At 46.7% G+C, this 570-nt stretch carries 1 tRNA gene and 1 rRNA gene; both read right to left on the reverse strand.

The window, feature by feature from the left end:
• Nucleotides 1-157: 157 nt before the first annotated feature.
• Nucleotides 158-233, reverse strand: a tRNA-Glu gene (locus DV415_RS10070).
• Between the two features lie 117 nt (nt 234-350).
• Nucleotides 351-570, reverse strand: a 16S ribosomal RNA gene (locus DV415_RS10075); the annotation flags it as partial.

Raw genomic sequence — 570 nt, forward strand, 5'->3', positions numbered from 1 at the left:
TTATGCAAAACAGGTTTGCTTTCAGAGTTTCCTTCTCAGTTCCCTCGTTCACTTTCCTGCCTTGCCTACTCAGACTTTCTCTCGAAAATCTCTTGTTTTCAGCTTGTTTCCAATTTTTTAAAGAACAGTAAGATAATCTAACAAAGTTATCTTTAATTGGCGTCCCCACGGGGATTCGAACCCCGGTTACCGCCGTGAAAGGGCGATGTCCTAGGCCTCTAGACGATGGGGACATCAATTAAAGATACTCTATCTTATTCTTATCTTTCAACGTTGCTTTCGCTTCGTTTTTAATCTTGTCTACAACTATCAGCCAATCTGTGTGAGCACTCGCTGTCTCTCGTCTTGGGTAAGGAGGTGATCCAACCGCAGGTTCCCCTACGGTTACCTTGTTACGACTTCACCCCAGTCATGAATCATACCGTGGTAAACGCCCCCCTTGCGGTTAAGCTATCTACTTCTGGTACAACCCACTCCCATGGTGTGACGGGCGGTGTGTACAAGGCCCGGGAACGTATTCACCGCGACATTCTGATTCGCGATTACTAGCGATTCCGACTTCATGGAGTC

It is taken from the genome of Haemophilus haemolyticus (assembly GCF_003490595.1).
Lineage (GTDB): Bacteria > Pseudomonadota > Gammaproteobacteria > Enterobacterales > Pasteurellaceae > Haemophilus > Haemophilus haemolyticus_L.